Annotated in this window: 27 protein-coding genes; 9 read left to right on the top strand and 18 right to left on the bottom strand. The window is 64.9% G+C overall.

Annotated elements, in window-relative coordinates:
* The 6 genes from gatB to rpsU all read right to left on the bottom strand — a co-directional run bounded on the left by gatB (position 1) and on the right by rpsU (position 4,410).
* Positions 1–1,497, bottom strand: coding sequence for an Asp-tRNA(Asn)/Glu-tRNA(Gln) amidotransferase subunit GatB (gene gatB / locus EO245_RS05480; RefSeq protein ID WP_128891978.1), 1,497 nt, complete (start codon positions 1,495–1,497; stop codon positions 1–3).
* Complete coding sequence (locus EO245_RS05475; RefSeq protein ID WP_128891977.1) at positions 1,494–1,706, bottom strand: hypothetical protein; 213 nt, start codon at positions 1,704–1,706, stop codon at positions 1,494–1,496. The genes gatB and EO245_RS05475 overlap by 4 nt, the downstream gene beginning before the upstream one ends.
* Positions 1,697–3,184, bottom strand: a complete 1,488-nt coding sequence (gatA, locus tag EO245_RS05470) for an Asp-tRNA(Asn)/Glu-tRNA(Gln) amidotransferase subunit GatA (RefSeq protein WP_128891976.1) — start codon at positions 3,182–3,184, stop codon at positions 1,697–1,699. The genes EO245_RS05475 and gatA overlap by 10 nt, the downstream gene beginning before the upstream one ends.
* A complete protein-coding gene (gatC, locus tag EO245_RS05465) occupies positions 3,184–3,486 on the bottom strand; it encodes an Asp-tRNA(Asn)/Glu-tRNA(Gln) amidotransferase subunit GatC (protein WP_128891975.1) in 303 nt (100 codons plus the stop codon). Before gatC ends, gatA begins: the two co-directional genes overlap by 1 nt.
* An 83-nt stretch (positions 3,487–3,569) precedes the next feature.
* On the bottom strand, positions 3,570–4,106 hold the full coding sequence (locus EO245_RS05460) for an FKBP-type peptidyl-prolyl cis-trans isomerase (RefSeq protein ID WP_128891974.1): 537 nt from the start codon (positions 4,104–4,106) through the stop codon (positions 3,570–3,572).
* 97 nt (positions 4,107–4,203) lie between these two features.
* Complete coding sequence (gene rpsU / locus EO245_RS05455) at positions 4,204–4,410, bottom strand: 30S ribosomal protein S21 (protein ID WP_034952298.1); 207 nt, start codon at positions 4,408–4,410, stop codon at positions 4,204–4,206.
* 191 nt (positions 4,411–4,601) lie between these two features.
* On the opposite strand from rpsU, the gene crcB reads away from it, so the two are divergent.
* From crcB to EO245_RS05430, 5 genes are read left to right on the top strand one after another with little or no spacing between them, the layout of a single operon-like run.
* Positions 4,602–5,009: a fluoride efflux transporter CrcB gene (gene crcB, locus EO245_RS05450; protein ID WP_199798687.1), complete on the top strand. Its 408-nt coding sequence runs from the start codon at positions 4,602–4,604 to the stop codon at positions 5,007–5,009.
* Positions 5,006–6,148: an RluA family pseudouridine synthase gene (locus EO245_RS05445; protein ID WP_128891973.1), complete on the top strand. Its 1,143-nt coding sequence runs from the start codon at positions 5,006–5,008 to the stop codon at positions 6,146–6,148. Before crcB ends, EO245_RS05445 begins: the two co-directional genes overlap by 4 nt.
* Positions 6,148–6,798, top strand: a complete 651-nt coding sequence (locus tag EO245_RS05440; protein WP_128891972.1) for an HAD-IA family hydrolase — start codon at positions 6,148–6,150, stop codon at positions 6,796–6,798. The genes EO245_RS05445 and EO245_RS05440 overlap by 1 nt, the downstream gene beginning before the upstream one ends.
* Positions 6,795–7,016 carry a hypothetical protein gene (locus tag EO245_RS05435; RefSeq protein WP_128891971.1) on the top strand — a complete coding sequence of 74 codons (222 nt, stop codon included), beginning with the start codon at positions 6,795–6,797 and terminating at the stop codon, positions 7,014–7,016. The genes EO245_RS05440 and EO245_RS05435 overlap by 4 nt, the downstream gene beginning before the upstream one ends.
* The gene (locus tag EO245_RS05430) at positions 7,013–7,705 is read left to right on the top strand and encodes an ATP12 family chaperone protein (protein WP_128891970.1); all 693 of its coding nucleotides are present in this window, start codon (positions 7,013–7,015) and stop codon (positions 7,703–7,705) included. Before EO245_RS05435 ends, EO245_RS05430 begins: the two co-directional genes overlap by 4 nt.
* Here the strand turns inward: EO245_RS05430 and EO245_RS05425 are convergent.
* Genes EO245_RS05425 through EO245_RS05405 form a run of 5 tightly spaced genes read right to left on the bottom strand, consistent with a single transcriptional unit; the run spans position 7,702 to position 11,923 of the window.
* Complete coding sequence (locus EO245_RS05425) at positions 7,702–8,403, bottom strand: caspase family protein (protein WP_128891969.1); 702 nt, start codon at positions 8,401–8,403, stop codon at positions 7,702–7,704. The genes EO245_RS05430 and EO245_RS05425 overlap by 4 nt on opposite strands.
* Positions 8,388–8,978 (bottom strand): ABC-type transport auxiliary lipoprotein family protein, encoded by a 591-nt coding sequence (locus EO245_RS05420; protein ID WP_128891968.1) that lies wholly within the window; start codon positions 8,976–8,978, stop codon positions 8,388–8,390. Before EO245_RS05420 ends, EO245_RS05425 begins: the two co-directional genes overlap by 16 nt.
* Before the next feature lie 23 nt (positions 8,979–9,001).
* Positions 9,002–9,949 carry an MlaD family protein gene (locus EO245_RS05415; RefSeq protein WP_128891967.1) on the bottom strand — a complete coding sequence of 316 codons (948 nt, stop codon included), beginning with the start codon at positions 9,947–9,949 and terminating at the stop codon, positions 9,002–9,004.
* A 10-nt stretch (positions 9,950–9,959) separates the two neighbouring features.
* Positions 9,960–10,814: an ABC transporter ATP-binding protein gene (locus EO245_RS05410; protein ID WP_128891966.1), complete on the bottom strand. Its 855-nt coding sequence runs from the start codon at positions 10,812–10,814 to the stop codon at positions 9,960–9,962.
* Positions 10,814–11,923: an ABC transporter permease gene (locus tag EO245_RS05405; protein WP_128891965.1), complete on the bottom strand. Its 1,110-nt coding sequence runs from the start codon at positions 11,921–11,923 to the stop codon at positions 10,814–10,816. The genes EO245_RS05410 and EO245_RS05405 overlap by 1 nt, the downstream gene beginning before the upstream one ends.
* A gap of 79 nt (positions 11,924–12,002) precedes the next feature.
* Between EO245_RS05405 and EO245_RS05400 the strand changes: the two genes are divergently transcribed.
* Both EO245_RS05400 and EO245_RS05395 read left to right on the top strand, forming a co-directional pair.
* Positions 12,003–14,735, top strand: a complete 2,733-nt coding sequence (locus EO245_RS05400) for a valine--tRNA ligase (RefSeq protein ID WP_128891964.1) — start codon at positions 12,003–12,005, stop codon at positions 14,733–14,735.
* A 1-nt stretch (position 14,736) separates the two neighbouring features.
* Positions 14,737–15,471: a 7-carboxy-7-deazaguanine synthase QueE gene (locus EO245_RS05395; RefSeq protein ID WP_128891963.1), complete on the top strand. Its 735-nt coding sequence runs from the start codon at positions 14,737–14,739 to the stop codon at positions 15,469–15,471.
* 233 nt (positions 15,472–15,704) lie between these two features.
* Here EO245_RS05395 and EO245_RS05390 read toward each other — a convergent pair whose 3' ends face one another.
* From EO245_RS05390 to EO245_RS05370, 5 genes are all read right to left on the bottom strand, one after another.
* Positions 15,705–17,453 carry an ATP-binding protein gene (locus EO245_RS05390; protein ID WP_370246180.1) on the bottom strand — a complete coding sequence of 583 codons (1,749 nt, stop codon included), beginning with the start codon at positions 17,451–17,453 and terminating at the stop codon, positions 15,705–15,707.
* Positions 17,454–17,547: 94 nt separating this feature from the next.
* Entirely contained in the window at positions 17,548–18,303 is a 756-nt protein-coding gene (locus EO245_RS05385) for a TIGR02186 family protein (RefSeq protein WP_128891962.1), read from the bottom strand.
* Positions 18,300–19,214, bottom strand: a complete 915-nt coding sequence (locus EO245_RS05380; RefSeq protein ID WP_128891961.1) for a sulfite exporter TauE/SafE family protein — start codon at positions 19,212–19,214, stop codon at positions 18,300–18,302. Before EO245_RS05380 ends, EO245_RS05385 begins: the two co-directional genes overlap by 4 nt.
* Before the next feature lie 46 nt (positions 19,215–19,260).
* Positions 19,261–20,382 carry a hypothetical protein gene (locus EO245_RS05375; protein WP_128891960.1) on the bottom strand — a complete coding sequence of 374 codons (1,122 nt, stop codon included), beginning with the start codon at positions 20,380–20,382 and terminating at the stop codon, positions 19,261–19,263.
* Complete coding sequence (locus EO245_RS05370) at positions 20,379–21,776, bottom strand: glycosyl transferase family protein (RefSeq protein ID WP_128891959.1); 1,398 nt, start codon at positions 21,774–21,776, stop codon at positions 20,379–20,381. Before EO245_RS05370 ends, EO245_RS05375 begins: the two co-directional genes overlap by 4 nt.
* A gap of 88 nt (positions 21,777–21,864) precedes the next feature.
* Between EO245_RS05370 and nhaA the strand changes: the two genes are divergently transcribed.
* On the top strand, positions 21,865–23,079 hold the full coding sequence (nhaA, locus tag EO245_RS05365) for a Na+/H+ antiporter NhaA (protein ID WP_128891958.1): 1,215 nt from the start codon (positions 21,865–21,867) through the stop codon (positions 23,077–23,079).
* A 24-nt stretch (positions 23,080–23,103) separates the two neighbouring features.
* Here the strand turns inward: nhaA and EO245_RS05360 are convergent, their stop codons facing one another.
* On the bottom strand, positions 23,104–23,541 hold the full coding sequence (locus tag EO245_RS05360; protein ID WP_128891957.1) for a VOC family protein: 438 nt from the start codon (positions 23,539–23,541) through the stop codon (positions 23,104–23,106).
* Positions 23,542–23,651: 110 nt separating this feature from the next.
* On the opposite strand from EO245_RS05360, the gene EO245_RS05355 reads away from it, so the two are divergent.
* Entirely contained in the window at positions 23,652–24,404 is a 753-nt protein-coding gene (locus tag EO245_RS05355; protein ID WP_128891956.1) for an SIMPL domain-containing protein, read from the top strand.
* A gap of 65 nt (positions 24,405–24,469) precedes the next feature.
* On the opposite strand, the gene EO245_RS05350 is transcribed toward EO245_RS05355, so the two are convergent.
* Positions 24,470–25,372, bottom strand: coding sequence for a TorF family putative porin (locus EO245_RS05350; RefSeq protein WP_128891955.1), 903 nt, complete (start codon positions 25,370–25,372; stop codon positions 24,470–24,472).
* Positions 25,373–25,396 lie beyond the last annotated feature (24 nt).

Below are 25,396 nucleotides of genomic sequence, written 5' to 3'. Positions count from 1 at the left end.
CTAGCCGAGCTTGTCCTTGAGGATCTGGTTGACCACTGCCGGATTCGCCTTGCCCTGCATCGCCTTCATAGTCTGGCCGACGAAGAAGCCGAACAGCTTGTCCTTGCCGCCGCGATATTCTTCGACCTTGTCGGAATTGTTGGCGAGGATTTCGTCGATCGCGCTTTCGATCGCGCCGGTGTCACTGACCTGCTTGAGGCCCTCGCTATCGGCGATCTCTTCCGGATCGCGACCGGTCTTGAGGACGATTTCGTAGATTTCCTTGGCCTGGCCGCCGGAAATCTCGCCCTTGTCCTGCATCTTGAGGATGCTCGCCTGCGCTTCGGCAGTCGAATTGGCCATGTCTGCCTCGTCGCCCAGCGCCTTGGCGACACCCGGAGCGACCGAGAGAGACCAGTTCGCGACCTGGGTCGCAACGTCCTTCTCGCTCTTGCCGAGCGCGTCGGCGGTTGCCGACAGCAGCGTTTCGAAGCGCGCGAACGTTTCGACCTCGGCGGTCAGTTCGCGAGCGTTGTAGTCGCTCAGCCCCAGCTCGCCGGTATAGCGGTCGCGCTTGGCGTCGGGCAGTTCGGGCAGCGATGCGCGGCATTCCTCGAGGAAGCTGTCCTCGAGTTCGAGCGGCAGCAGGTCCGGATCGGGGAAGTAGCGGTAATCATGCGCATCTTCCTTCGAGCGCATGGAGCGGGTTGTGCCGGTGTTCGGGTCGAACAGGCGCGTTTCCTGCACCACTTCGCCGCCGTTCTCGATCAGGTCGACCTGGCGGTTCGCCTCGTGCTCGATCACCTGCATGACGAAACGGACCGAGTTGACGTTCTTGGTTTCGGTACGCGTGCCGAATTCCTCGCCCGGGCGGCGGACCGACACGTTGACGTCGGCGCGCATCGAGCCTTCTTCCATGTTGCCGTCGCACGAGCCGACGTAGCGAAGGATGGTGCGCAGCTTGCGGACATAGGCACCGGCCTCGGCGGGCGAGCGCATGTCCGGGCGGCTGACGATTTCCATCAGCGCGACACCGCAGCGGTTGAGGTCGACATAGGACATGGTCGGATGCTGGTCGTGCATCAGCTTGCCCGCGTCCTGCTCGACATGGATGCGCTCGATGCCGATGACCTTGTCATCCGGGATGCCAGCCTTCTCGTCGGCCTCGATCGTCAGCGTGCCCTCGCCCACCAGCGGGTGGTAGAGCTGGCTGATCTGGTAGCCCTGCGGGAGGTCGGCGTAGAAGTAGTTCTTCCGGTCGAAGCGCGACCACTTGTTGATCTGCGCCTCGATCGCCATGCCCGTGCGCACCGCCTGGCGGATGCACTCGCGGTTCGGCACCGGGAGCATGCCCGGCATCGCTGCGTCGACGAGGCTGACGTTGCAGTTCGGCTCGGCCCCGAACTCGGTCGAGGCGCCGCTGAACAGCTTGGCTTTCGAAGTGACCTGCGCGTGGACTTCGAGGCCGATCACGACCTCCCATTCGCCCGTTGCGCCCTGGATGCGGTAAGTGCTCATTCTTCGGTTCCGCTCTGGTCTGAATTGGTTTCCATCCGCTTCGCCGGTCGGGCCGGGGCGGACGGGTTCATCGTAGTGTCGGTGATCTGCTTGCCGGTCCGGCTGTCGAACCGTGCCTCGCCGTGCTCGATGCGGGTCGAGATGACGACCGCGAAGAGGACGAGTGCGATAAGCGCAGCAAGCGTGATCACCAGCCAGATCATGCCCACCACTTCTCCGGCTTGGCGTCGAACCCGGCGCGCTGCTGGATGGCGAGGCCGGCGTTCAGCACGCCCTGCTCGTCGAACGGCTTGCCGACCAGCTGCAGGCCGAGCGGCAGGCCGTCGCCATTGGTCATGGCGGGCACGCTCATAGCGGGCAGGCCGGCGAGCGATGCAGGCACGGCGAACACGTCGTTGAGATACATCGCGAGCGGATCGTCGCTCTTGTCGCCGAGCGGGAAGCTCGCGGTCGGCGTGGTCGGGGCGAGGATGACGTCGCACTCCTTCCACGCGTTCTCGAAATCGCGCGCGACCAGCGCCCGCACCTTCTGCGCCTGGTTGTAATAGGCATCGTAGAAGCCGGCGCTCAGCACATAGGTACCGATCAGCACGCGGCGCTTCACTTCGTCGCCGAAGCCCTCTTCGCGGGTGGCGGCGTACATGTCCTGCAGGCCCGCACCGTCGGGCAGGTCGCGCAGGCCGTAGCGCACGCCGTCATAACGCGCGAGGTTGGACGACGCTTCCGCCGGGGCGATGATATAATAGGCGGGCAGCGCGTATTTCGTATGCGGCAGCGAGATATCGACGATCTCTGCACCTGCATCGCGCAGCCATTCTTTGCCCTGCTCCCAGCTCTTGAGGATTTCCTCGTCGGTGCCGTCCATGCGGTATTCGCGCGGAATGCCGACTTTCTTGCCCTTGAGGTCGGCCGACAGTGCGGCTTCCCAGTTCGGCACATCCATCTGGAGCGAGGTCGCATCCTTGGGGTCGAAACCGGCCATAGCGCCGAGCATGATCGCGCAATCCTCGACGCTGCGGGCCATCGGGCCTGCCTGGTCGAGGCTGCTAGCGAATGCGACGACACCCCAGCGGCTGCAGCGGCCATAGGTCGGCTTGATGCCGCAAATGCCGGTGAAGGCGGCGGGCTGGCGGATCGAGCCGCCGGTATCGGTCCCGGTTGCAGCAGGCGCGATGCGTGCAGCGACAGCGGCAGACGAGCCACCCGACGAACCGCCCGGGCTCATGTCGGTATTGCCGCCGCCGGCTTTGCGCCAGGGCGAGACGACATTGCCGAAATAGGACGTCTCGTTCGAGGAACCCATGGCGAACTGGTCGAGGTTGAGCTTGCCCAGCATGCCCGCGCCCGCATCCCACAGGTTCTGCGAGACGGTGCTTTCGTACTGCGGCTTGAACCCTTCGAGGATGTGGCTCGCGGCAGTGGTCTGCACGCCGTGGGTGGCGAACAGGTCCTTCATGCCGATCGGCACGCCGGCCATCGAGCCGAGCTCCTTGCCGGCCGCGCGGTCGGCGTCGACCTTCTCGGCGGCGGCAAGCGCGTGGTCGGGGGTGGTGACGATGAAGGCGTTGAGTTCGGCCGCACCGGCAACCGCGGCGTTGAACGCCTCGGCCACTTCGCGCGCGGTGAATTCGCCGCCGGCAACGCCGTCGCGGATCTGCTTGATCCCGAGTTCGGTCAGCGCGCCCATTATTCGATCACCTTCGGAACGCCGAAGAAGCCGTGTTCGGCCACCGGTGCATTGGCGAGGACATCCTCGCGCCGGTCGCCGCCCGTCTTGGGGTCGGCATTCACGACATCGTCGCGCAGGCGCAGGGTGTTGGGGATGACGGCAGTCATCGGTTCGACGCCTTCACAATCGACCTCGCCCAGCTGCTCGACCCAGTCGAGAATGCCGGACAGCTCGGGCGCCATGCGCTCGAGTTCTTCGTCGGTCATCTTGATCCGCGCCAGCGAGGCGATTTTCGCCACGGTGGCCTTATCGACGGACATAGGATTAGCCCTTCGTCACTAGCATTGGAAATTCGGCCGCCGCGCTAGCAGCGGCCCGAAACGGCTTCAAGCAGGAGCCCGCCCTATTGCGGCGGCGCACCTGCTCCTTCGGCGCCTTGCATCTGCTGCTGCATCATCTGCTGCATCATCTGCATGCGCATTTCGTAGTCCTCGCGGCTCATGAACTCGAGCAGCTCGACCTCGAAGACGAGATCCGAATTAGCGGGAATCGCGACTTCACCGGTCTGCGGATTGATCTTCTCTTCCGCGCCGTAGCCCTTGGCCGACGGGATGTAGAGTTCGTACTTGCCGCCCTTCTTCATCTGCACCGCGCCTTCGCGGAAACCCTCGATCATGTTTTCGAGCGGCAGCGGGATCTGCTGGCCTTCGTCGAACACGGTGCCGTTGGGCAGCTTGCCGACGTAATTGACCAGCACGACGTCGGTTTCGGCCGGGCTCGGCCCGCTGCCCTCGGTCAGTTCGGTCACCGTCAGGCCGCGCGGGATCGTCGCCCAGGCAAGGCCGCCGCCGATCAGGATGGCGACGAGCACGCCGAGCCACAGCTTGGTCAGCGAGCCCTTGGCAATGGGTTGCAGCGGAACACGGGTAACTTCGGCCATCGAAAAATCCTGCTGAATTGGCGCCCTGCAAAGCAAAAGGGCGCGGAATCACGTCCGCGCCCTGATGGCTTAACAATGCTGTGGGTTCAAGCTGCTCTTACTTGATACCGTCGCGTTCCATACGCTTGCGCTCGAGCTTGCGAGCGCGGCGAACGGCCGCAGCCTTTTCGCGAGCGCGCTTCTCGCTCGGCTTTTCGTAGTGGCGACGCAGCTTCATCTCGCGATACACCCCCTCGCGCTGCAGCTTCTTCTTGAGCGCGCGCAGGGCCTGGTCGACATTGTTATCGCGAACGATGATCTGCATAAATTCAAACACCTCACAGCAACCGGAGAGAGCCCGCAAAAGCGCGGGATACACCGCTATAAAACAAACGAAAAAGCGGCCGAATCCGTTCCGGATCGGCTCGAACTGGGGCGCACATAAGGAAAATTGACGATAAAGGCAAGGCTTTGAGCGCCTTCCCCTTCGCATCGCTCCCGTCTAAGGGGGCGGCAATGACAGCAGTCTCTCCCCTATTGGCGACGGCCTATGTGGCACTCGGCGGCGCGATCGGCGCGGTCGGGCGCTACCAGCTCGGGCGCCTGATGACACATATGCTCGGCGTGAAGACCGTGACCACATTCCCGTGGGCAACGCTCACCGCCAATGTCGTTGGGAGCCTCGCCATGGGGCTCCTTGCCGGATGGATGGCGCGTGCGGGACAGGGCGGCGAGCCGATGCGCCTGCTGCTCGGTGTCGGTCTGCTCGGCGGGTTCACCACCTTCTCCGCCTTCAGCCTCGAGATGATGCTGCTGATCGAGCGCGGGCAGATTTCGCTCGCGCTGACCTATGCGGCGATCTCGCTTCTTACCGGTCTCGCGGCCCTCTACATTGGCCTCATCGTAATGCGGGTGGCGGCATGACCGACAAAGTACGCCAGTTCACCGTGTCGGAAGACGACGACGGCATCCGCCTCGACCGCTGGTTCAAGCGCAACCTGCCGCAGATCGGATTCGCCACCATCAGCCGCTGGGCGCGCACCGGGCAGGTGCGGGTCGACGGCGGGCGGGTGAAGCCGGAAGACCGCCTCTCGGCAGGACAGGTGCTGCGCGTCCCGCCGGGCGGCGAAGCTCCGCACAAGCAGGCTAAGCCGCGCCGCGAGCTGAAGCCCGAGGAAATCGAGCAGGCACAGGCGATGGTCATCAAGCAGACCAAGTCGGCTATCGTGCTCAACAAACCGCCGGGCCTCGCGACGCAGGGCGGCAGCAAGACGACCAAGCATGTCGACGGCCTTCTCGACGCGTTCCATTCCGACGACCAACCGCGCCCGCGCCTCGTCCACCGGCTCGACAAGGACACCAGCGGCGTCCTGCTGGTCGCGCGCACGCCGGGCGCGGCCGCGTCTTATTCGAAGCGCTTCTCGGGCCGGTCGGCGAAGAAGATCTACTGGGCGCTGGTCGTCGGCGTCCCCGACATCAGGGAAGGCACGATCGATGCCGCCCTCGCCAAGCAGCCGGGAACGGGCGGCGAGAAGATGCACGTCGACGAGGAAAACGGCCAGCCGGCCAGGACCCGCTACCGCGTGGTCGATGCGGCGGCCAAGGCGGCAAGCTGGGTTGAACTCGAACCGCTGACCGGCCGCACCCACCAGCTTCGCGTCCATCTTGCCGCCATCGGTCACCCGATCGTCGGCGACGGCAAGTATGGCGGGCAGGACGCCTTCCTTACCGGCAGCGTCAGCCGCAAGATGCACCTCCACGCGCGACGCCTGATCATCGCGGGTCCGGGCGGCGAGAAGCTCGATGTGACTGCCGAACTGCCCGAGCATTTCGCAGCGACGATGGAACAGCTCGGCTTCGATCCTTCGATGAGCGATGCCGAGCCCGAGCAGGGCCCGCCCGAACGCAGCAAGGCGGAAAAGAAGCAGGCCGCGCGCCAGCACGCCAAGCAATATCGCAAGTCCCGCCGCGGCGAGCGCCGTTCGCGCGGGCCGGAGCCCAAGAAGAAGCTCGGCAAGAAGTCCGGCGGTCGGCCCGCGAAGGGTCCGAAGGGCAAGAGCTGATGCCCCGCCTCGCGGTATTCGACTGCGACGGCACGCTCGTCGACGGGCAGGCGAGCATTTGCGAATCGATGGAAACGGCATTCGAGGCCGCTTCGCTTGCCGCGCCTGACAGGCACGACATCCGCCGGATCGTGGGCCTGAGCCTGCCGCAAGCCGTCGCGCGGCTCGCCCCGCAGGCGAGCGAGGACGAGCGCGCCATTGCTGTCGAAGCCTACAAGGATGCCTATCGCTCGCGCCGTATGGACGGCAGGCTGGAAGAGCCGCTGTTCGATGGGATCGCCGCCCTGCTCGATCGCCTGCTCGCGCAGGACTGGCAGCTCGCGGTGGCGACCGGCAAGTCCGATCGCGGGCTGCAGAGCTGCCTTGCGACGCATGGTCTCACGGGTCATTTCGTCAGCCTGCAAACCGCCGATCGCCATCCGTCGAAGCCGCACCCCGCCATGCTCGAAGCCGCCCTGTTTGAAGCAGGAACGCAGCCGGGTGACGCGGTGATGATCGGCGACACCAGTTTCGACATGGCAATGGCGCGCGCGGCTAACGTTCGCGGCATCGGCGTCGACTGGGGCTATCACACGGTACAGGAACTGCTCGCCGACGGCGCGGAAGCCGTCGCGACGAGCATGGAACATCTCGAGGAATTGCTACGATGAGCGACCAGCAACAGACCGACCCGGCCAAGGCGCGGTTTTTCCTGATCACCCTCAACCGCCTGTTCGGACTGATCATGATCCTTGCCGGTATCCTCGGCATCTACGAGGTGATCGGTATCTCCGACTACCTCGCCTATGCGCTGATCGCGGTCGGCGTGGTCGATTTCGTGGTTGTGCCGCGCATCCTTGCAAGGACCTGGCGGACGCCCGACCAATGAAGCGCTTCTACAAGGATGTGACCGTCGGCGAACTGGACGACGGCCATGCAGTGCTGCTCGACGGGCGACCGATCAAGACGCAGGGCGGCGAGCGGCAGGTCCTGCCGACCGCCCAGCTTGCCGAGGCGCTGGCCGAGGAATGGCGCGCCCAGGGCGAGAAAATCGACCCGTCGAGCTTCCGCCTGCGTGACCATGCCGATTACGCGATCGACCAGGTGAAGCCGGACAAGGTTCCGACTATCGCCAAGCTGCTGTCCTACGCCGAGACCGACACGCTGTGCTACCGCGCCGATCCGGGCGAAGCGCTGTTTCGCAGGCAGGAAGAAATGTGGGAGCCGGTCCTCACCCGCATCGAGGCGAGCGAAGGCATCCGGTTCGAGCGGATCAGCGGCATCATCCACCGCGAGCAACCGCGCGAAACCCTCGCCGGGCTGGAGCGCCGGCTCGCAGAACTCGATGCTTTCACGCTGGCAGGGCTCCAGGCGATGACATCGCTGGCAGCATCGCTCTGCGTCGGACTTTCCGCGCTCGAGGAGGCTGCCGATCCCGATGCGCTCTGGTCGCTCGCCAATCTCGAGGAGGACTGGCAAGCGGAAATGTGGGGCAAGGATGCCGAAGCCGAAGCCCGCCGCGAACTGCGCGCGCGCGACTTTGCCGAAGCCTTCCGCTTCGTGAGGCTCGCTCGCTAGAGGCCGAAAGGGTTGTCCCTGCAGCCCGCGTAGATCAACAGCCCGTCGGACACACTGGCGAGAGCATCGCTCACGACGCCCAGCGGCATGAAGCGCTCGAGCGCCATGTCCGCGCCATCGGCTTCGGGCGGAATGAGATAGATTTCGCCATCGACCTCGGTCCCGTGACCCGTGGTGTAGATGACGGAACGATCGGCCACTTCTGCGGCGGCACGAAACGTCGATAAGGCCGCCTCGAATTCGGCGCGATCCGCTGCGATGACCTGCTGCGTCTCGAAGCCTGCCCTTGTGAATGCCGCAGCGACTCTCGCCGCATCGAAGCTCGCGCCCGGCAGGGTTGGCAGCCCGGCATCGTCGCCATAGTCGGAGAAGACGATCACGAGAGCGACGGCGTTCTCACCATCCGCCGGGCGCAAGTTCGTGTCGATGGGCAGCGCTCCGAAATCGGGGATCTGCACGCCTCCGCTTTCTTCGATTGTCATATCGACGATCGACTGCACCGCGTCGGGGCGTGCGGCATCGAGCGCCTCGATCAGGGCCGTCGCGAACGGATTGCCGCCGGAGGCAATGCTGTCGATCGAGGCATCGCCCGACTGTGTGGCGTAGATGACGCGGGGCCGGCTTTCATGCGCAACCGATGGGTGCGGGGCGACCGCCAATGCGATCGCGCCAAGGACGAAAGCTAGCTTCCGACCCATTCCGCGACTTCGGCGGCAACATCGTTCGCCGCACGGTTGAGCGCGTCGCCGACCGCAGCCGCCTCTGCCGGCACGCCGGGCACGGTGGCTTCAAAGCGGCGGGATTCGATCACGCCCTCCTCGCTTTCGCGCACCGCGTCGAACTGCACCACGACCGAAGAAGTCGGCGCGTCATAGCCGAAATGGCGCAAGCTGCCGCGCAGCTTGGCATCTGCGAGGATCGCCGGGTCTTCGCCGTCCACCGTCACGCGTCCGGTCTGCGCCGAAATCGTTTCCGACAGCAGCATCTTGAAAAGCCGCGCGGGCTTTTCGACCCAGACTGCGTCCTTGAGATAGGCGATCGAGCTGTCGTCGACCTGCACTGGCACGCGCGTCACATTGATGCGCTGGGGCACGGAAGGCTCGTAGATGGCGATCGCGGTATCGCGCGTGCTCGTCACCGCCGAGCCGGCCGGCAGGCTGGTGCGCGGCGTGAGCGTCAGCAGGCTCGGCGGCGGATCGGCTGCAAAGCTGATGCATCCCGACAGGCCGAGCGTGGAGGCCAGCAGGGCCGGTGCGAGCAGGCTGCGTTTCATTCCCGTTACTCCGATGCGCCCGATCATGGGTCGTATTCCGGCAGCGGAGGCTGGCCGACAAGCGCGCCCGCCCCCTCGTTCTCGATCCGCTCGGTCACCTGCCGCAGCGCGCGGCTGGTGGCGCGCAGGTCCTGCATGGTCGCCTCGGCAGCAGGCAGCGTGCTTTCGGCGAGCTGGCGCGTCGCGGGGCGCGCATCCTCGAGCGTGGCCGACAGCGAGGCAGCCGCCTTGTTCGCCGAATTGAGCGTGCCGCGCAGTTCCTTGGCGAGCGCGGCGCCTTCCTTGTTGAGCAGTTCGTCGGTCGAGAGCGTGACCTTCTCGAAGGCGTCGAGCGCCTGCCCTGCCTCGGCCAGAGTATTCTCCAGCTCCGCCATCGTGCTTTCGATGCGCGGCGCGGCATCGGCCAGCTCGGCCGTCATGCGATTGGTGTTGCGCAGTATGCCGGCGATCTGTTCCTGGTTGCCCTCGTCGAGCAGGTTGTTGAGCCGCTCGGTCAGGGTCGCCAGCCGCTCGAGCAGCAGCGGCGCGTCGGACAGGAGCGCGTTGAGGCCGCCGTCCTTCGGCGGGATGACCGGCTTGCCTTCCGGGCAGGCCGTCGTCTCGCAGGTGATCGGCGGCGCGCCGTTGCGGGCGCCGTCGAGCAGGATGGTGGAAACGCCGGTGAAAGAGCCCTGGATGGTCGCGGTCGTGCCGACGAGAATCGGAACTTCCTCGCGCACGGCGACGCGGACGCGGACGAAGTCGGGGTCTTTCTCGTAAAGGACGATCTCGTTCACCTGTCCGACCGGCACGCCGGCGAAGGAGACTTCGGAACCGCGCGCGAGGCCGGAAACCGACTGCTGGAACAGGATGTCGTATTCCTTCCGGTCGCCCTGCCCGAGCTGCGCGAGCCAGACGATGAACGCCGCCAGCGCGGCCAGCAGGCCGAGGGTCACGATGCCGACCCAGAGATGATTTGCGCGGGTTTCCATTCGTTTGCCCCTATGCCCCCGTTTCGCTCGCTTTGTCCAATACGCCTGCACGGCGACCGGTTTCCTGCGCAGCACGCCCGCGAGGTCCGTTGAAATATTCCTGGATCCACGGGTGCTCGGTTTCGAGCAGTTCCGGAATCGTGCCGACCGCGATCACCTTGCGATCGGCGAGCACGGCCACACGGTCGCAGATGGCGTAGAGCGTATCGAGATCGTGGGTGATCAGGAACACGGTCAGGCCGAGCGTTTCCTTCAGTTCCTTGGTCAGATTATCGAACTTCGCCGCACCGATCGGGTCGAGGCCGGCAGTCGGCTCGTCGAGGAACAGGAGTTCGGGATCGAGTGCGAGCGCACGGGCAAGTCCGGCGCGTTTCTTCATGCCGCCAGAAAGCTCGCTCGGGAACTTGTTCGCAGCCTCTTCCGGCAGGCCGGATAGGATCACCTTGTAGCGTGCGATCTCGCGGCGCAGGTCGGCATCGATGTCGGGGTAGAACTGCTTGAGCGGAACTTCGACATTCTCGCCTACAGTAAGGGTCGAGAACAGCGCGCCGCCCTGGAACATTACGCCCCAGCGGCTGCGCACGCCGATTTCCTCGTCCGGCTCGGCATCGGTCATCGAGCGCCCGAGCACCTCGACATAGCCTTCGTTGGGATGCTGGAGCCCGATGATCGAGCGCATCAGGACCGATTTACCCGTACCCGACCCGCCAACCACGCCGAGGATTTCGCCGCGGCGGACGTTGAGGTCGAGATCCTCGTGGACGGTCTGGGTGCCGAAACGGTTGACGAGCCCTTCGACGACGATCGGATAATCGCCGCGAAAACGCTCGTGCTGGCCGGGTTTTTCCTGTCGCGCCGCGTTCATCAGCCCCATCCCACTTCGGTGAAGAATACCGCGAAGAAGGCATCGAGCACGATGACCGCGAAGATGGCCGAGACGACCGCCTGCGTGGTGCGCAGGCCCACCTCTTCGGAGTTACCTTTCACCTGCATGCCCTGGTAGCAGCCTGATAGCGCGACGATCAGGCCGAATACCGGCGCCTTGATCAGCCCGACCCACAGGTCGTAGGTCGGCACCACTTCCTTGATCCGCTCGAGGAAAGTGAAGAACGGGATGCCGAGCGACAGGTCGGCGACGACCGCGCCGCCGACGATGGCGACGCAGGAAGAATAGAAGCCGAGCAGCGGCATCATGATGACGGCTGCAAGGATTCGCGGGATCACCAGCGCCTCGACCGGGCTGATGCCGATCGTGCGCATCGCGTCCACTTCCTCGGTCAGCTTCATCGTGCCGAGCTGCGCCGCGAAGGCCGAACCCGAACGGCCGGCAACCATGATCGCGGTCATCAACACGCCGAGTTCGCGCAGGGTGATACGGCCGACGAGGTTCACCGTCAGCGTCTCGGCACCGAATTGCTGGAGCTGCACCGCGCCCTGCTGCGCGATCACGATGCCGATAAGGAAGCTCATCAGCCCGACGATCGGAAGTGCCGTTACTCCGACCAGTTCGAGCTGTCGAACCAGCGCCTTGATACGGAAGCGCGTCGGATGGCGCATGATCGAAGCGAAGCCGAGGATGATCTGGCCGAGAAAGCCGATGACCCCGAGGAAGCCGTAGCCCATCTCGGTGACCATCTTGCCGACCTGGTTCGGTATGCGGATCCAGAACGGATTGCGCGGCGCTTCGATGGTGGCGTCGTTGCCGGCATCCTGGACGGCCTTGAGCAGGCGAAGCGCGCGTTCGCTCGCGCCGACGATCGTCGCTTCGTTACGGGCGGCGAGCGTCCAGGCGACCCAGGCACCCACGGTGTCGATTTCGGACACGCCGGACAGGTCGATTTCCGAAATCTGCTCGTCGATGCTGCGGATATCGTCGTCCACCGCACCGATGGTCGAGACGAGATAGGGGCCGGTCAGGACAAGGCGCGATCCGCCCTCGCCCCCAACCAGCTCGAATTCCGCCCCGCCGCTCATGGGTTTAGCTATGCGGGCAAACTTCCCGCTTCACAAGACATTGCTTCGCAAACGCAGCACTGGCAAAGGCCTGTGCGATATGAGCACCGAACTGCCAAAGACTTTCGACCCGGCCGAAATCGAAGCGCGCTGGTACGACCACTGGGAAACCAAGGGCCTGTTCCGGCCCGAGCGTCCCGATGCGACGCCCTATACGATCGTGAACCCGCCGCCGAACGTGACCGGTTCGCTCCACATCGGCCATGCGCTCGACAACACGCTGCAGGACATCGTGATCCGCTACGAGCGTCTGCGCGGCAAGGACGCGCTGTGGGTCGTCGGCACCGACCATGCAGGCATTGCGACCCAGATGGTGGTCGAACGCCAGATGGAGGAGCGGCAGGACAAGCGCACCAACTACTCGCGCGAGGAATTCGTCGAGAAGGTGTGGGAGTGGAAGGAAGAAAGCGGCGGCACGATCACCCGCCAGCTGCGCCGCCTGGGCTGTTCGATGGACTGGAGCCGCGAGCAGTTCACGATGGACGAGCACTTCACCAAAGCGGTGCTCAAGGTTTTCGTCGATCTCTACGAGGACGGCCTGATCTACCGCGACAAGCGGCTGGTGAACTGGGACCCGAAGCTCAAGACCGCGATTTCCGATCTCGAGGTCGAGCAGCAGACGATCCCCGGCAGCTTCTGGCACTTCAAATATCCGCTGGCCGACGGTGTCACGCTGGATAACGGCCAGGACTATATCGAGGTCGCGACGACGCGCCCGGAAACGATGCTCGCCGACATGGCGGTGGCGGTCCATCCGAGCGACGAGCGCTATGCATCGGTCGTCGGCAAGCACGTGATCCTGCCGATCACCGGGCGCCGCATCCCGATCGTCGCCGACGAACATGCCGATCCGGAACTCGGCTCGGGTGCGGTGAAGATCACGCCGGGACACGACTTCAACGACTTCGAGGTCGGCAAACGCGCGGGGATCGCTCCGGCAGACATGCTCAACATGCTCGATGCCGAGGCGAATGTCTGCCAGACGGCCGACGGCCTCGTGCCCGAGGAGTATCTCGGCCTGCACCGCTTCAAGCGGGACGGCGTCGACGGTGCGCGCGAGCTGGTGGTCCAGCGCCTGAAGGAACAGGGCTACCTCATCCCGCACATCGCCAAGACGAAAAAGGGCGAGGAGCAGGAGCTCGACGCCGAACCGCGCAGCATCGCCACGCCCTTCGGCGACCGCGGCGGCGTGGTCATCGAACCGTGGCTGACCGACCAGTGGTATGTGAATGCCGAGGAATTGGCGAAAGGCCCGATCGCGGCGGTCAAATCCGGCGAAATCGAGATCGTCCCCAAGACGTGGGAGAAGACCTTCTTCAACTGGATGGAGAACATCCAGCCGTGGTGCGTCAGCCGCCAGCTGTGGTGGGGCCACCGTATCCCTGCGTGGTATGACGATAACGGCAACGTCTTCGTCGCCATGACCGAGGAAGAGGCACAGGCCGAGGCCGGCGAAGGCGTGACGCTTGCCCGCGACGAGGACGTGCTCGACACATGGTTCTCCTCCGCCCTGTGGCCTTTCGCGACGCTGGGCTGGCCGGAAAATACGGACCTGCTCGAAAAGCATTATCCCAACGACCTGCTTATCAGCGGCTTCGACATCCTGTTTTTCTGGGATGCGCGCATGATGATGCAGGGCATGAAGATGACCGGCCAGATCCCGTGGCCGCGCCTTTACCTGCACGGCCTCGTCCGCGCGGCCGACGGGGCGAAGATGTCGAAGTCCAAGGGCAATGTCGTCGATCCGCTCGGCCTCATCGACCAGTATGGTGCCGACGCGCTGCGCTTCTTCATGGCGGCGATGGAAAGCCAGGGCCGCGACATCAAGATGGATGAAAAGCGGGTCGAGGGTTACCGCAACTTCGCGACCAAGCTGTGGAACGCGACGCGTTTCTGCCAGTCGAACGGCATCGGCGCGAGCGAGACGCTGGCGGCGCCGGAAGCGAAGCTCGCGGTGAACCAGTGGATCATCGGCGAAGTCGCCCAGACGGTCGAGGAACTCGACAAGGCGCTGGCCGATCTGCGCTTCGATGCCGCAGCCAATGCGATCTACCACTTCACCTGGGACCGTTTCTGCGACTGGTACCTGGAACTGATCAAGCCGGTCTTCCAGGGCGATGCCGACAGCGCCGCTGCCGCCGAAACGCGCGCGGTTGCCGGCTGGGCACTCGACCAGATCCTCGTCATGCTGCACCCCTTCATGCCCTTCATCACCGAAGAGCTGTGGCAGGCGCAGGGCGACCGCGCGAACTACCCGCTGATCACCGCCAAGTGGCCGGAGCCGGACGCATCGGTGGACGCGCATGCAGTCGCGGCGATCGACTGGGTCATCGACCTCACCACCGCGACGCGCAGCGCCAAGAACGAGCTCGGCATCCCGCCGGGCGCGAAGCTGGCCGCTTTCTGCCCCGCCCCCTCGGACCTTGCCAAATCGACTGTCGAGCGCAGCGCAGCGGCGATCGAGCGGCTTGCCCGACTGACGCCCGTCACGCTTGGCGAAGCACCCGACGGTCCGGCGATGCAGGTGACCGCGGGCGAGGACGTGTTCATCGTTCCGCTCGAAGGCGTGATCGATATCGATGCGGAGAAAACGCGCCTGACCAAGGCGCTCGAGGCATCGCAGAAGGAAGTGAAGTCGCTCGACGGGCGGCTGTCCAACCCGAACTTCGTCGAACGCGCGAAGCCCGAAGCGGTCGAGAAGGCCCGCGCCGACCAAGCGCATCACGCTGCCGAGGTCGAGCGGCTGACTGCTGCACTGGCGCGCCTGGGGTGACGTGGCTCTAGTCCTTGCAACCCAGGCTCCCGGCGAGCCGGAAATCTTCGCCTCGGTACAGGGCGAAGGGCCGAGCGCCGGGATGCCCGTAACCTTCGTTCGCCTCTCGCGCTGCAACCTCGCATGCGAGTGGTGCGATACGGCCTACACATGGCACTTCGAAGGCGACAACCGCCCGCACCGCGACGGCGAAACCTTCGAGCGCAAGGCCAACCAGGTGACGCTCGAGGTAGAAGAGGTCGCCGAACGTGTCCGCGCGCTCGGGCAGGACCGGATCGTGCTGACCGGCGGTGAGCCGCTGCTGCAGGCTTCCGCGCTGGCGGAACTGCTCGCGCTATTGCCCGATCATTCGGTCGAGGTCGAAACCAACGGCACGACCACCGCGCCAACGCGTCTCGATATCCGCATCGACCAGTTCAACGTCAGCCCGAAGCTATCGCACAGCGGCAACCCGGCCGACCTCGCGCTGATACCCGAACGGCTCGACTTCTACGCGACCGATCCGCGCGCTTTCTTCAAGTTCGTGATCGCCACGCCGGAAGACGTGGAAGAAGTGCTGGCACTCCACGAACGCTACCACTTCAAGCCGGGCCATGTCTTCCTCATGCCCGAGGGGACCGAAAGCGAGACGCTGCGCGAACGGGAGAAATGGCTCGCCGAGCTATGCGTCGAACACGGCTTCCGCCTGAGCGACCGCCTGCACATCCACCTGTTCGGCGACACCCGCGGGACGTAGCCTTCTTGGCGCCCTCAAACGCCGGGCGGCGGACATCCGTCCGCCTTGGCTTCGCGGCATAAGCCGCGGCGCGCAGTCGCGCTCTGGCTGCCGCGACTATTGTTGGAATGGCGGGATCTTCGGCAGGTCGGAGCGAGAATGGGTGCCTTCGAGAACCGGCGCGCAGCGTAGTTACAACTACGTGAGCACCGGAAGCGCAGAAGGCGCCCGTTCGCAGCCCGTCCTGACGGAGATTACACCCCTTGGCTGCGCCAGCGCTGGACGGTGCGGTAGACCGCCTCTTCCTCGCCGCCGCTCTTGCTCCACAGCTGGACGAAGCTCGGGTCTTCCGAAGCCGGGCGCTTGACCTCTTCGAGGTTGTCGAAGCTGACGCGGATCGGGATGGAGACACCCTCGCCGCAGATGATGCACTCGCGGTTGCGCAGGGCCGGGATGGAATCGAGGAAGCCGCGCGCACCTTCCGGCATGGCCGCTTTCACGAAGGCCTGGTCGCGGTCGTTGTTCAAGCGCATCGAGATGATCGTACCGCACTGCGAGAGCACGCCTTCGGCAAGGTCCGACGGGCGCTGCGTGATGAGGCCCAGCGAGATGCCGTATTTACGACCCTCTTTAGCGATGCGGGAGAGGATGTTGCCGACGCTCGAGCCGTCCGCGTTCTTCTCGCTCGGGACGTAGCGGTGCGCCTCCTCGCAGACGAGGAGGATCGGGCGGGTCTGCTCGTCGCGGCCCCAGATCGCGAAGTCGAAAACGAGGCGGCTCAGCACCGCAACCACGGTCGAGGTGATGTCCGACGGGACGCCCGAAACGTCGATAATCGAGATCGGCTTGCCGTCGCCCGGCATGCGGAAAATCTTCGCGAGAAATTCCGCCATCGTGTCGCCGACGAGCATGCCGGAGAACATGAACTGGTAGCGCGGGTCGGACTTGAGCTCTTCGAGCTTGGTCTTGATGCGCATGTAGGGCGCGGTGTTGGTCGCCTTGTCGAGCTTGCCCATCTCGTCCTGAATCGCGTTCGAGAGGTCGGACAGCAGGTAGGGGATCGGCGAATCCACCGTGATCTTGCCCATCGTCTCGGCAAGGCGGTTCTTGCCGCGTGCGCGCAGGAGGCACTTGGCGAGAATGTCCATGTCCTGCTGGCGGTCGTTGCCGCTGCTTGTGAGGAGGACTTCGCAGTGCTCTTCGAAATTCATCAGCCAGTACGGCATGGCGAGGTTCGTCACGTCGAGGATCTGGCCGTTGGTGCGGAAGGCCGCCGAATACTCGCCGTGCGGGTCGATCATCACGATGTGACCTTCCGGCGCTGCCTCGCAGATGCGGTGCAGGATCAGCGCGGCGCTGGTCGATTTACCGGTACCGGTCGAACCGAGCAGGGCGAAGTGCTTGCCGAGCATGGCGTCGATATAGATACCGGCGCGGATGTCCTTGGTCGGATAGACCGTGCCGACCTGGATGTTCGAGCGACCGTCGCTCGCGTAGATCTGCTTGAGGTCGGCGGTGGTCGCCGGATAGATCATCGCGCCCGGGATCGGATAGCGCGTCACACCGCGGCGGAAGCCGTGGATCTTGCCGGTCAGCTTCTCTTCCTGGCCTTCGCCGAGAAAGTCGATGTTGGCGAGGATGCCGCCGTTCGCGCGGCGGTCCTGCCGCTGGTTGCGCACGCTGGCGAGCAGCCAGCTGTTGCCGACTCGGATCTTGATTTGGCTACCGACCTGCCCGGCGAGCGCGATCGAGGGATCGTCGTCCTGCATGCACTCGTTGAGGCGCTGCAGGTCGAGCGCGATCTGCGAACCCGAACCGGCGATCTCGAGGACCACGCCGATCGGCTGCATGGCGTTTTCGTTGCGCACTTCCTTGGCGGATGACGGAGCCGGTGCCGCTGCCTGCGGTGCAGGATTTGCCGGAGCCGCTTGCGGCTGCGCTCCACCTGCCTGCTCGCCGGTCGACGGACGCGCTTGCGCCCGATCGAAATTGCTGTTCGACATGTCACCCATGAATTACGCCCAATCCCTTGTAGTTTCGCGGGTGGGCGTAGCGCCAAAAGGGTTAAAATGCGGTCAATTCTACCGGATTGGGGCGCTAGACGAGCGCGAAAAGCCGTCCCGCCATCCAGCCCATGAAAATCGACAGTCCGACGGCCAGAAGACCGTAAAAGAACGACTGGCGCTGGGAAAATACCTCGACGAAGCGCTCGAAGCCGACCTTGCGAACTTCGACCCGGGCGACTGCCGAGGCGATCACGCGCCCGCGCGCGATGGCGAAGGTCTCGGCGGTATAGGTGCCGGTCGTCACATTGCTCGGCAGGGCGATACGCGCCTGGTAAAGCACCTGCTCGCTGATTTTCACGCCCTCCATGTCTTCCTTGTAGAGGCCCTGGCGTTCGCGCAGGTCGACGAGGCCGGCGGTGAAGCGTGCCTGTTCTTCCGGATCGATGGCCCCGCTAGGGGAAAGCTGGATGAAGCGCGTGCCGAGTTCGTAAATCGCTGCGGTACGGTCGTCGACGATCTCGTCGATCGGACTGGACGAGGCGACCGCGAAATAGGATGGCGCGGAGCGGAAGTCGGTGCTTTCGGCATTCATCCAGATGCCGCCGATCTGTTCCTTCTCGCGCACGCGGATCGGTTCGGTCGGTCCCTTGAGGACGACGACGATATCGTAGTCGGTCGCCGCCTGGTCGCCCGAGGGATCGAGGATCGCGCCGAACAGCAATAGCTCGGTGCCTGTGAAGCCCTGGCGCACCTGCACTTCGTCCTGCGACACTTCGGGCACGAGGATCGGATCGCGCTGTGCGGTCAATGCGAAGAAGCAAGCAAGGAGGAGCAGCAGCCTCCTCATAGCGAGGTCACCGTGTAGATCTCGTCCGGCTGCACGCCGAGGCCGTAAAGCATGCGCAGCGCAACGGCGAGAACGATGGCGGCGAGCACGAGGCGCAGCAGTTCCGGCTTCGCCTTCTGCGCGATCTGCGTGCCGATCTGGGCGCCGGTGACCGATCCGAACAGCAGCAGTGCGGCGAGCACGATGTCGACCGCCTGCGTCGTCAGCGCGTGCATCATGGTCGTCGCCATGGTCACGAAGAGGATCTGGAACAGCGAGGTGCCGACCACGACATTCGCGCTCATCCCGAGGATGTAGAGCATTGCAGGCACGAGGATGAAGCCGCCGCCGACGCCCATCAGCATCGTCAGGATGCCGACGCAGACGCCGAGCAGGAACGGCGCGAGCGGAGAAATGTAGAGGCCCGAGCGATAGAACCGCCAGCGCAGCGGCAAGGCGGTGACCAGCGGGTGGTGCCGCCGCTTCTTCGCCTTGCGCACCTCGCCCTGTTTGGGCGGGCGCAGGGTCTGGATCGCCTCGCGCATCATCAGCGATCCGATCACGCCGAGCATCAGGACGTAGAGCACGTTGATGACAACATCGATCTGGCCGATCGATTGCAGGAAGCGGAACAGCAGCGCGCCGATCGCTGCGCCGAACACGCCCCCGCCCACGGTCACGCCGCCGATCTTGTAGTCGACCCCGCCGCGCCTGCGATGCGCGAAGACGCCCGAAACGCTCGCGCCGGTGACCTGAGTCGAGGCGGAAGCGGCTGCGACGGTAGGCGGCACGCCGTAGAAAATGAGCAGCGGGGTCGTCAGGAATCCCCCGCCTACCCCGAACAGGCCCGACAGGATGCCCGTCAGCCCTCCGAGCAGGACGATAACCAGCCCGTTGACCGAGAGGTTCGCAATGGGGAGGTAGACGTCCATGTTCCGCCCCTAAACGAGCGAAGTGGCGGTTAAAAGACGAGTCGTTTCAGAATCCGGTCGAAAGCGTGAGAGCGATGCCAGATTGCGACTCTGCATTGCCGGCAACACGATGGCGGAAGTCGAGCGAAACGCGCGCCGGGACCGATCCGAGCCTCAGGTCGAGATTGGCGCTCGGCCCGACATCGAGCCGCGCCACGCCCTTCTGTGCCCCGCCCCATGCGCCTGCTCCAGCGCTGAGCTTGGCAAGGTCGAAATCAGCAATTTCGCGCGTCAGCTTTGCCGAACCGTCTACGAAACCGGTGGCATCGGCCCCGCCGACATAGCCTGCCTGGACATAGGCGTCCGCCCGTGTGCCGAGCGGCAACTCGACCGGGGGAAGTTCGCTGACCACCAATACTGCCGGCCGCGTCGCGATGCCCCCATCGCTGCGTACGAGCCGCATCTCGGCCTGTGCGCGGAGCGGAATGTCGGCAAGCGGGCGAAGCGATAGTCCTACCGCCGCCTGCTCGTCGCGCGGCCCCGCGAGCGCCGAATTGATCCGCAGCATGGCAGCCGGGCGCATCGCGCTTGCCGGTGCGAGCCGATAGCTCAAGACGCCGCCCGCCTGGCTGCCGCCATAGGAAGGCGTTGCCGCACCGCCAGTCGGAAGCGGCTGCGAGCCGGGGCGGTAGAGCAGCCAGCCGTCGAACGCCCATCGGTCGAGCGGCTTGGGCGCAAGCGGAGATGCCGCGGGCAAGATCGTGCGGGCTGTCTGCGGCTCGGAAGCCCTCGCCCGGATCAGCGCCGCAACATCCTCCGGCACGCCAATACGCGACATGCCGGCGAGCCACATGACCTGGTGGCTTGCAAAGGTCTCGACGCGGCTCGGGGAACTGGCACGCAAAGGCTCGCGCTCTTCGAGGACCAGGGGTTCGACCTCTGTGCGAACCATCGGCCAGCGCTCGCCCAGATCACTTGGTGTTTCAGAGGCAACCGCCTTCTCAACGCGCGGCGGATCTTCGGTCACAGCCGCGCCCGCAATGCGAGGCATCACTTGCTCGACCAGTTCGCTCGCCAGCGGAAAGGGCGACTCCCACAAAAGCGCACGCCCGCCGATCCACAGCAGGGCTATGACGAGCAAGGCTGCAATCGGCCCGCCCCGGCGACCGGTTGCTCCCGGCGCGCTCATGCGAATGCCTCCGGCAGATCGCGGGCGGGATGGAGGTAATGTTCGGTCTTGTCCCAGCGCGGCTTCTGCCCGGTGAGCGAGCGCAGATAGGCCTGGAACGCGCGCCGCCCGGCCAGGATGGCGATGACGTTAGCGAGCGGAATGCGCAGCACCGCGCGCAGCCCCTCCCTCGCCCCGTATTCCCGCGTGGTGAAGGCAAAGCGGCATACGGCGCGCCAGAGGAACGCGCCGAGGTTTGCAGCGAGCAGCCATTTGACCAGCGGGGACAGCGCGACAGGCTCGATCAGTCCGGCAGCACTCAGCGACCAGAGCGCTCCGGTCAGCACGATCAGCGCATAGGCAACGCCGAGCACGAGCGCGGCCATCGGGCCTCTTCGGTCGCGCAGGCGCATCCAGAACTCCGCCGGCGACAGTCGCCAGCCGAGCCGGTCCCACCCTTGCAGCGAAATGCCGTGCACCCAGCGCGTCTTCTGGCGGATGCTCGTCTCGAGCGTTGAAGGAAAACAGGCGCGGGTCGCGACCAGCCAGCCGTCCGCGTGGCGAAAGCGCAGGAAGCGGCTGCGTGCGCCCAGTTCCGCAAGACCAAGTCCGAGTTCGTAGTCTTCGGTCAGGCTGTCGGTCGCGAACGGACGATCGGTGCCATTGTTCTCGGCCAGACGCTCGAGCGCATCGCGCGCGACGGCGCATCCGACCCCGGCAAGCGGCATGCCCGCCCCGATCGCGTCGCGCACGACCATTGCCTTTCCATGGGCCTCGGCAAATTCCTCCGCGTAGTGGCTGCCGATCCAGCGAGAACCACGCTGCGCAGTCGGCAGGACGGGGAGCTGGACGAGTTCTGCAGTGTCCATCGCCCGGTCGAGGATCGCCAGAGCAGCGGGATCGACCATGTCCTCGGCATCGTGCAGCACTACCATCCGCGCCTTATCGCCGGAGCGCGCCTCGTCCTGCGACAGCGCCGCGTAGAGCCGGTTGAGGCAATCGGCCTTGGTCGTCGGACCGGCAGTATCGTTGATCACCAGCCGCACCCGGCCGTCGCTTCCGGCAGCCTCGATTACTTTCGCAATCGTGGGAGCATCGTTGAAGTAGCAACCGACATAAAGCCGCATGTCATCCTGCGGCCAAGCGGCGAGCGCGTGCCGGATGGTGGCGCCGATCACCGCCTCTTCCTGCCATGCGGGGATGAACACCGCCGCCCTGCCGCAGAGCGGCCCGGGGGCGAGCGTTTCGGAGATGACCGGGGTTCGCGCGCGTCCCGTCAGCTTCAGCCAGAGCCAGCCGAGATCGACCGCAAACTCGTCCAGCGCACCAAGCAGGAAAAACACCGCCGCAAAAAGCAATAGCTCGTGCTGCAGCAACACGAGCCACTCGCCCGCGGAAAACCCCCTGAATGTCATGTGCGACCCAACCCCCTCGAAAAAGAGGTCTAACCAACCAAGCTGGGCCTTGCAACGCGCGAATATTTCCTAAAAAGGGGCCACAACCATGGTTCAACCTCGTTCACGCATCGTCCGCCTTATCGCGCCGGTCCGCTCGCTGTTCGTCAGCGATGCTTCTGCCGGCGTCCTGCTGATCCTCGTTGCCGCAGCCGCCATGCTGGCTGCCAATTCACCGCTCGCCGGCGAGTACGAAGCGTTGTTCTACGGAGAGCTGGCATGGACCCCCATCGCCAAGCTCAAGGACCTGCACCTGTGGATCAACGACGGCTTGATGGCGATCTTCTTCTTCGTCGTCGGCCTCGAAGTGAAGCGCGAACTTATCGTCGGGCAACTGGCCTCGCCGGAACAGCGGCGACTTCCGGTACTCGCAGCAATTGCGGGCATGGCCGTCCCGGCAATCATCTTCGTGATCGTCGTCGGCATGGGCAGCCCGCTGACCCGCGGCTGGGCGATCCCGGCCGCGACCGACATCGCCTTCGCGATGGGCGTGCTCGGCCTGCTCGGCAACCGCGTACCGGCCTCGCTGCGCCTGTTCCTGCTGACCGTCGCCATCGTCGACGATATCGGCGCGGTGCTGGTGATCGCGGCCTTCTACACCGCTGGCATCAAGATGATGTGGCTCGCTGCCTCGGTCGGCGTATTCGCCATCATGGTCGGCATGAACCGCTTCGGCGTGAACCGCATCTGGCCGTTCATCCTCGTCGCGCTGGTGCTGTGGATCTGCGTATTGTTCTCCGGGGTCCACGCGACCATCGCGGGCGTCGTCGCCGCTCTGACCATCCCGATGCGCAACAGCGACGGCCACTCGATGCTCGAAAAGCTCGAGCATGGCCTCGCACCGTGGAGCGCCTATCTCGTCGTGCCGGTATTCGGATTTGCCAATGCAGGCGTGAACCTGTCGGGCATGACGATCAACGAAGTGCTCGCGCCGCTGCCGCTCGCCATTGCCGCCGGCCTGGTGATCGGCAAACAGCTGGGCATCTTCGGCATCATCGTCGCCTCGGTGAAGCTCGGCATCGCCAAGGCACCAGAGCGGGCCAACTGGATCGAGATCTGGGGCGTCACCATCCTGTGCGGGATCGGTTTCACCATGTCGCTCTTCATCAGCGGCCTCGCCTTCACCGGCGACCGCACGCTGATCGACGAAGCGAAGATCGGCATCCTCGGCGGTTCGCTGATCTCGGCGATCCTCGGCTACGTCATCCTGCGCATGACGACGTCGCACCCCGAAGAGGTCGAGCCGGAGCCGGTTACTCCGTAACCGCGCCCGAACCCGCCCCTTCGATTACCAGCTGCCGGTGTTTTCCATGCTCGCCCAGGGCTCCTGCGGCGGCAAATTGCCCTCCTGCAGCAGTTCGACGCTGATCCCGTCGGGCGACCGGACGAACGCCATGTGACCGTCGCGCGGCGGGCGATTGATCGTCACGCCCGCATCCATCAGCCGCTGGCAGGTCTCGTAGATATTCTCCACCCGGTAGGCGAGGTGGCCGAAATTGCGTCCGCCGTCGTAATCTTCCGGCGCGCTTCCGTCTTCCGGCGGCCAGTTGTAGGTCAGCTCGACCTCGGCAACACCCTCCTGCCCCGGAGCGGCCATGAAGATGAGCGTGAAGCGCCCGGCCTCGACATCGAAGCGGCGCACTTCCTCGAGCCCGATGAGGTTGAAAAAGCGGACCGTCGCGTCCGGATCGCTCACGCGGATCATGCTGTGAAGGTATTTCACCACGGCTGACAAACTCCATTCATCGCTATTCAAGCACAGTTCATCGCACTCGTCGCAGAAAGAGCCCCGGGTCGCGCCGCGAAACTCGAACCACCGCAAACGAGAGGATGATCATGGCCGACCCTACCCCCGACACCGAAGCAACCGCCACCTCTTTCTGGCGCGAGGGCATCTCGAAACGCTGGCTGGCGAGCTCGTCGATCGTCGCGATCGGCCTGATCGTCGGCGGATTCCTGCTCGGCGACGGGCTGGTCCGCGCGAAGGAAGCCGACCGTTCGGTCACCGTGCGCGGCCTTGCCGAGCGCGAGGTGACCGCCGATCTCGCCACCTGGACGATTTCCTATTCGGGCACCGCGCCCGATTTGCAGAGCGCACAAGCGAGCGTCGACCGCGACAGCGCGGCGATCGAGCGGTTCTTTGAGTCCATCGGATTTCCCGAGGATACGCTGCAGCCTACCGGCGTGAACGTTTCGTTCTATTCCGATCGCGGCGTGCCGCGTTACACCGTCCGCCAGCGCCTCACCCTGCGCACGCGCGACATCGAGCGCGCGCAAGCAGCGGTGAAGCGGCAGGTCGAACTGGTCCGCAACGGCGTCGTGCTCGAGGATGGATCGGGCATGTCCTACACCTTCACCAAGCTCGACGAGATCAAGCCGGAAATGGTGGCCGAGGCGACCAAGGATGCGCGCGCCGCAGCCGAACAGTTCGCCAAGGACAGCGGCGCCGGCGTCGGCAGTATCCGCAAGGCGACGCAGGGCTATTTCTCCATCTCCGCGCGCGATGGCGACGATGGCGGCTGGGGCGTGAGCGATACGCCCTACAAGAAGGTCCGCGTGGTCACGACGGTCGATTTCTCGCTCGACTGAGCGGCATGAAAAAGGGGCCCGCTGCGCTGGCAGCGAGCCCCCTCCTGCGTTCCCCCCGCCTGCTGTCACATGCTGTAGGCGAGCGTGAAATAGAAACCGGTGTCGGTGAAGTCCTCGATCGAGGGGCCTTCCGTGTCGACGTAATTCACGCCGAGCGAAAGGCTGTCGGTCACCGCGTAGGATGCGCCGAGACCCCAATCGAAGCTGTTGCCGCTGAAGTCGGTCGCGAAGACACCGTCGGTGTAGCCGAGGTGGGCCGAGAGCGTGACCGGCGTTTCCGGAATGCCGACTTCGAAATCGGTGTAGATATAGAGGTTGTCGTCGTCTCCGAGCGACGCCTGGTCCCAGGCATAGGCTACGCCGAGCGTGGCGCTTGCAGGGCCGAGCGTGGTCGAGATCGAGGCGTAAGGCTCGAAATAGTCGGTATCGACGCCCGGCGCATCGCCGGTCGGATAGATGTAGTAGAGCAGGCCGATGTCGAAGGTGACGCCGTCGGAGATATCCCCGCTCCAGCCGCCGTAGATGTCGAGCTCGAGCTCGCCGAAGTCGGTTCCGCCCGAAATGGTCGAGGCCCAGGTGCCGATGTAGAAACCGCTCTCGTGGCCGAGGTCGATGCCGCCCTGCAGCGCGATGTCGCCGTCGGAGAACGAAACGCCGCGGAAGCGATAGTCGGTGACGAGGGCGACATTGCCCGACAGTTCGAAACCGCTTTCGCCGCCGAGCTTGCTTTCGCTCTCGACCGCCGGTTCGCTGGCGCGGGTCACGATGACTTCGCCTTCGATCGGCAGGATCACCGGCGCAGCGATTTCGGCTTCGGTTTCGGCAACGATCGCGATTGCGGCTTCGACAGCAGCGTCATCGGCCGAATCGACCTCAGCGACGGTTTCGTTGGCGAGAGCCGGGGTTGCGAACAGCGCGCCACCGGCAAGAAATGTTGCGGCCTTGAGGCCGCGGACGGACGTGAGCATACCAAACTTCCTTCGTTTGTGGTT

The organism is Erythrobacter sp. HKB08 (assembly GCF_004114695.1).
Classification (GTDB): domain Bacteria; phylum Pseudomonadota; class Alphaproteobacteria; order Sphingomonadales; family Sphingomonadaceae; genus Parerythrobacter_A.
This window is presented reverse-complemented; position numbering and strand designations above follow the sequence as displayed.

Excerpts from the sequence above, each read along its gene's own strand:
- EO245_RS05430 (WP_128891970.1), top strand. The coding sequence starts at position 7,013 with ATGAAGCGCTTCTACAAGGATGTGACCGTCGGCGAACTGGACGACGGC.
- EO245_RS05405 (WP_128891965.1), bottom strand. The coding sequence starts at position 11,923 with ATGAGCGGCGGGGCGGAATTCGAGCTGGTTGGGGGCGAGGGCGGATCG.
- EO245_RS05350 (WP_128891955.1), bottom strand. The coding sequence starts at position 25,372 with ATGCTCACGTCCGTCCGCGGCCTCAAGGCCGCAACATTTCTTGCCGGT.
- EO245_RS05420 (WP_128891968.1), bottom strand. The coding sequence starts at position 8,978 with ATGAAACGCAGCCTGCTCGCACCGGCCCTGCTGGCCTCCACGCTCGGC.
- EO245_RS05400 (WP_128891964.1), top strand. The coding sequence starts at position 12,003 with ATGAGCACCGAACTGCCAAAGACTTTCGACCCGGCCGAAATCGAAGCG.
- EO245_RS05440 (WP_128891972.1), top strand. The coding sequence starts at position 6,148 with ATGCCCCGCCTCGCGGTATTCGACTGCGACGGCACGCTCGTCGACGGG.
- EO245_RS05435 (WP_128891971.1), top strand. The coding sequence starts at position 6,795 with ATGAGCGACCAGCAACAGACCGACCCGGCCAAGGCGCGGTTTTTCCTG.
- EO245_RS05415 (WP_128891967.1), bottom strand. The coding sequence starts at position 9,949 with ATGGAAACCCGCGCAAATCATCTCTGGGTCGGCATCGTGACCCTCGGC.
- gatB (WP_128891978.1), bottom strand. The coding sequence starts at position 1,497 with ATGAGCACTTACCGCATCCAGGGCGCAACGGGCGAATGGGAGGTCGTG.
- EO245_RS05390 (WP_370246180.1), bottom strand. The coding sequence starts at position 17,453 with ATGTCGAACAGCAATTTCGATCGGGCGCAAGCGCGTCCGTCGACCGGC.
- EO245_RS05355 (WP_128891956.1), top strand. The coding sequence starts at position 23,652 with ATGGCCGACCCTACCCCCGACACCGAAGCAACCGCCACCTCTTTCTGG.
- EO245_RS05380 (WP_128891961.1), bottom strand. The coding sequence starts at position 19,214 with ATGGACGTCTACCTCCCCATTGCGAACCTCTCGGTCAACGGGCTGGTT.
- gatA (WP_128891976.1), bottom strand. The coding sequence starts at position 3,184 with ATGGGCGCGCTGACCGAACTCGGGATCAAGCAGATCCGCGACGGCGTT.
- EO245_RS05425 (WP_128891969.1), bottom strand. The coding sequence starts at position 8,403 with ATGGGTCGGAAGCTAGCTTTCGTCCTTGGCGCGATCGCATTGGCGGTC.
- rpsU (WP_034952298.1), bottom strand. The coding sequence starts at position 4,410 with ATGCAGATCATCGTTCGCGATAACAATGTCGACCAGGCCCTGCGCGCG.
- gatC (WP_128891975.1), bottom strand. The coding sequence starts at position 3,486 with ATGTCCGTCGATAAGGCCACCGTGGCGAAAATCGCCTCGCTGGCGCGG.
- EO245_RS05370 (WP_128891959.1), bottom strand. The coding sequence starts at position 21,776 with ATGACATTCAGGGGGTTTTCCGCGGGCGAGTGGCTCGTGTTGCTGCAG.
- EO245_RS05375 (WP_128891960.1), bottom strand. The coding sequence starts at position 20,382 with ATGAGCGCGCCGGGAGCAACCGGTCGCCGGGGCGGGCCGATTGCAGCC.
- EO245_RS05460 (WP_128891974.1), bottom strand. The coding sequence starts at position 4,106 with ATGGCCGAAGTTACCCGTGTTCCGCTGCAACCCATTGCCAAGGGCTCG.
- EO245_RS05410 (WP_128891966.1), bottom strand. The coding sequence starts at position 10,814 with ATGAACGCGGCGCGACAGGAAAAACCCGGCCAGCACGAGCGTTTTCGC.
- EO245_RS05385 (WP_128891962.1), bottom strand. The coding sequence starts at position 18,303 with ATGAGGAGGCTGCTGCTCCTCCTTGCTTGCTTCTTCGCATTGACCGCA.
- nhaA (WP_128891958.1), top strand. The coding sequence starts at position 21,865 with ATGGTTCAACCTCGTTCACGCATCGTCCGCCTTATCGCGCCGGTCCGC.
- EO245_RS05445 (WP_128891973.1), top strand. The coding sequence starts at position 5,006 with ATGACCGACAAAGTACGCCAGTTCACCGTGTCGGAAGACGACGACGGC.
- crcB (WP_199798687.1), top strand. The coding sequence starts at position 4,602 with ATGACAGCAGTCTCTCCCCTATTGGCGACGGCCTATGTGGCACTCGGC.